This is a genomic window from Providencia sp. JGM181, from assembly GCF_018257375.1.
GTDB lineage: Bacteria > Pseudomonadota > Gammaproteobacteria > Enterobacterales > Enterobacteriaceae > Providencia > Providencia lanzhouensis.
Window position 1 is genome coordinate 1 of the sequence record NZ_JAERJY010000210.1, and the last position, 3,961, is coordinate 3,961.

At 38.9% G+C, this 3,961-nt stretch carries 4 protein-coding genes; all 4 read right to left on the reverse strand.

Annotated features, from left to right (window positions below; translation table 11 throughout):
- Positions 1–39: 39 nt before the first annotated feature.
- Positions 40–522: a FidL-like protein gene (locus JK188_RS16675; RefSeq protein WP_036953993.1), complete on the reverse strand. Its 483-nt coding sequence runs from the start codon at positions 520–522 to the stop codon at positions 40–42.
- Positions 512–1,330 (reverse strand): winged helix-turn-helix domain-containing protein, encoded by an 819-nt coding sequence (locus tag JK188_RS16680; RefSeq protein ID WP_211886590.1) that lies wholly within the window; start codon positions 1,328–1,330, stop codon positions 512–514. Before JK188_RS16680 ends, JK188_RS16675 begins: the two co-directional genes overlap by 11 nt.
- A gap of 198 nt (positions 1,331–1,528) precedes the next feature.
- Positions 1,529–2,047 carry a 4-hydroxyphenylacetate 3-monooxygenase, reductase component gene (hpaC, locus tag JK188_RS16685; RefSeq protein ID WP_036953999.1) on the reverse strand — a complete coding sequence of 173 codons (519 nt, stop codon included), beginning with the start codon at positions 2,045–2,047 and terminating at the stop codon, positions 1,529–1,531.
- Positions 2,048–2,066: 19 nt separating this feature from the next.
- On the reverse strand, positions 2,067–3,629 hold the full coding sequence (gene hpaB, locus JK188_RS16690; protein ID WP_108479482.1) for a 4-hydroxyphenylacetate 3-monooxygenase, oxygenase component: 1,563 nt from the start codon (positions 3,627–3,629) through the stop codon (positions 2,067–2,069).
- Positions 3,630–3,961: the final 332 nt, after the last annotated feature.

Genomic DNA, 3,961 nt, shown 5'->3' on the forward strand with positions numbered 1-3,961 from the left:
GCTCTATATTTGTCATGATGAAATGTTTGCTGATTTAAATTAAATTGTGCAAATAAAAAGAGGGGAGAAGTTCTCTTCAAAAATATAGTTTTTTTCACTCAAACGCTTTATGTTTACAAAATAAATTTGCCCTTCTTGCGGAATACCCCGTATTTTTATTTTATTTTGAGCTTGGTCATTAGGATCAATAACAACTCGTTCGACTTGTGAGAAAAAATGCCCGCCTTGGTAGACATATTTCATATAAAATTTGCGAGCGATAACATAACTTTTACCATCGTTGCTAATGGTTCCATTCATCACAAAGGTATGATGCTCAGGGTCATGCTCATTTGGAATAATACTAAGTAGGTAATAGCCTTTTAAGTCTGAACGGCTATCTGAAATATCAATTTTCAGTGTTGCTCTGCAACTCGGAACAATGGCCGTGTTGTTTTTATAATAAACATAGCTACTAATGAAGACTAAGATGGTTGAAATAATCAGTAGCCAAAAAGCCCTGATAGATTTCTTATTTGACATAAAAATTCTCACAACTCACTGTTGTACTATCTTTGGGGGTGTTAGGACAATAAGATAAAAATAAAAAGTTATCATAGAGGTTTTTATCATTCGTGACGATTCCAACATTGTAATAAAATAATGTAGCCGGTTTTTTGCAATCAATGTTTAACCGTGTTAACTGATTTTGTAAATCAGTAAAACTAATCGTCGTCGTATCGGGTTTATGGTAACTATTAATATAGCGTATGCTGCACTGATCAATGCGACCCACCTCAGGATATTCTGTTCGCGTAGCAAAAAAATAGCTTTTAAAAAGATAAAGTAAGCAAAAAATAATAATCACAACTAAGGCTAGCTCAATAAAACGGTTATTGAGAATGTAACTTTTTTTCTTTACTGTTTGCGCTTTTTCTTTTGGTATTTCTTCTATAACGGCTGCTTTATGTGGTTCATTAAGTAATATTTTTTGAGGTTCTTTTTGCTGGACATCATGATTTAATTCTGATGATAGCAACTGCAATTGCGCATTAAGCTTGATACCCACTTTAGGTATAGTCGTAATTATTTCATCCTCACAAAATGAGGACAAATGACGGCGTAAAACAGAAATGCTACTGTTAAGGTTATTATCGGATGCAACTTGGTTATGTTCATCCCACACTCGGCTTAATAATGTTTCACGATCTAAAACCTCACCATTATTTTGCACTAACACCAATAATAAGCGGTTTAGTGTGGTAGTTAGTTTAATTGCATCGCCGATATTATCGCGATATAACAACCCCTGATGGCTGTCATAAATAATATTATTTATAAGATATTTCATATTTTGTTTTATTTTATTTATTAGGATGTCATATAAGTATTTTTCCAGTGTATACCTCTAATTTGGTCGGTGTCAATTAGACAGAAATTGTCTGATAATGGATTTGATTTAAGAAAGTTACATTCGATAGATATAATAAAAAAGCCCCTAAATGATGTATTTAGGGGCTTAGAATAGCGTAATAAAATGGAGGTTAAATTAGGCTGTATGCTCTAAGATTTTATGCAAAACGGGATGGAATTTACGTTTAAAATAGACCAAGCCATGTCCATCATCGCTAACAACAATCTTTTTCATCTCAACCATATAGACAGAGTGAGTACCAATATCTTGTACTTGGGTAATTTCACCTTCAAGATTAGCAAGGGCATTTCTTAACAATGGTTGTTCTAAAATACCTTTATCCCACATATCCCATCCAAAGCGCTCATCCATTGTCGAGCCTTTCATGCCCGCAAAGTGACAAGCTAAATCTTCTTGATCATGGTTGAGAACGTTAACGCATAGGCGGCCATTCTTTTGAAAAACCGCATTCATAGAGCTGTTGCGGTTAACGCATACCATCAAAGTCGGTGGCGTATCAGTCACAGAACAAACCGCAGTGGCAGTAATACCGCAACGACCTTCTGGACCATCCGTGGTGACGATGTTAACAGCGGCACCGAGACTTGCCATCGCATCTCTGAAACGTAAGCGATGTTCATTTTCTAAAGACATTTTGACCTCCTGCTGCCGATTACTTCAGCAGCGAATCTAACAGATTAATATCGTTGTTGTTGTGCAGGTGAGGGCGCTTCCAGCCGTGCTGATCATAGTCAGACAGGCAGCGGTCAACCATGTCAGTCATGGCTTTCATGTTGCCAGAACCGTATGCATGACGCAGACATTGCAGACGAATTTCATCTTGGCTTCCTGCGTAGTTAATTTCATACAGTTCGTGACGACCACCGAATTCACTGCCGATAGCATCCCACATTAATTTTAAAATTTTAATACGTTCAACGTGATCCATCCCATTTGAACCGCGAACATATTTTGCCAGATATTTATCAATCTCTGGGTTATTCATATCACGAACGCTTGATGGCAGATAGATCAAACCACTTGTTACGTTACTTTCGATGATATTTTTGATTTTGGTGTAGGCCATTGGTGCCATAACACGATACGTTTGGATGGCTTGAGTATCTGGCAGGAACGCGCCGCCTTCCCAAGCTTTTGCTTCTGAACACATAGCATCAGTCAGTGACCAGAACAGGTTACGCCAAGCGACCACTTCACCGAGATCCGCTTGAACACCACGGAAATCAATAACACCCGTACATTCAAGGCTCTTTTGCAGAAGACCTGTGATGAAGTCCAGTTTGACGGCTAAACGTACACAAGCTTGTAATGGGAACAGGCGAGCAAAGCCACCTTGTACCGCCCAGTTACGAGCACGGTCGAAATCACGATAAATCAGCACGTTTTCCCATGGAATTAACACGTGATCCATGACCAGAATGGCATCATTCTCATCAAAACGGCTTGATAACGGATAATCAAACGGAGCTCCTGTTGCACCAGCAACTAACTCGTAAGATGCACGGGAAATTAATTTCACACCGTCCGCATCCATTGGCGCAACAAACATCAGCGCAAAATCAGGGTTATCACCCATGACTTGTGCAGAACCAAAACCGATAAAGTTGTAGTGTGTTAACGCAGAGTTGGTTGCAACAACTTTTGCACCGCTGACGATAATACCTGCATCAGTTTCTTTTTCTAGCTTTATATAAACATCTTTAACTTCATCGGCAGGCTTATGGCGATCGATTGGTGGGTTAACAATCGCATGGTTAAAGTATAAACCGCTCTCTTGAATACGTTTGTACCAGTTGCGGGCGTTGTCGGCAAACTGGCCGTAATATTCTGGGTTAGCGCCTAAACAGCTGGCGAATGCCGCCTTATAGTCTGGAGTGCGTCCCATCCATCCGTAGCTTTGGCGTGACCAATCTGCGATGGCGTCGCGTTGTTGGCGTAGGTCATCTGCACTTTTTGCGAAGCGGAAGAATTTGTGTGTATACCCGCCGTTGCCTGTATCTGTGCCCCAGCAAAGCTGGTCATGAGTCGATTTATCATGAAGCGCATCATATAACTGTCCTATAGAAGCTGCTGAGTTACGAAAAGCAGGGTGCGTGGTGACATCTTTAACACGCTCACCATAGATATAAATCTCGCGACCATCTTGTAAACTTTTTAGATATTCTTGGCTATTAAATGGGCGCTTAGCATCGGAACGAAAATCTTCTGGTTTCATGTCTACCTCGTTTTAGAACAAAGAGGGCTTGCGGGTTGTCGGCGTACAAAGGTTGCAAGCTTGAATAATGTTAATTTTATGTTTGTTTTGTGTTTACTAATTGAATCGTTTTCTGTGGGGTTTTAAAAGAGATTTTCCAAAGGAAAGCTGGTACTTTTCGTTGGTGAGATGGTTTTATGAAAGAAATGTGATCTTATCGATATTTTAATATTAATGCTATTTCAATTTCAATATATAAGTCCTTATTTATCATTGAATTATATTTTGTTAAAAACTTAATGAATTTTATTTGCTATTATTTTATTTGATCATTTTTTGCGCTATGCATTCAC

What these genes read in the sequence shown, in the direction of transcription:
- hpaB (WP_108479482.1), bottom strand. Translation starts at nt 3,629, where the DNA reads ATGAAACCAGAAGATTTTCGTTCCGATGCTAAGCGCCCATTTAATAGC.
- JK188_RS16680 (WP_211886590.1), bottom strand. Translation starts at nt 1,330, where the DNA reads ATGAAATATCTTATAAATAATATTATTTATGACAGCCATCAGGGGTTG.
- JK188_RS16675 (WP_036953993.1), bottom strand. Translation starts at nt 522, where the DNA reads ATGTCAAATAAGAAATCTATCAGGGCTTTTTGGCTACTGATTATTTCA.
- hpaC (WP_036953999.1), bottom strand. Translation starts at nt 2,047, where the DNA reads ATGTCTTTAGAAAATGAACATCGCTTACGTTTCAGAGATGCGATGGCA.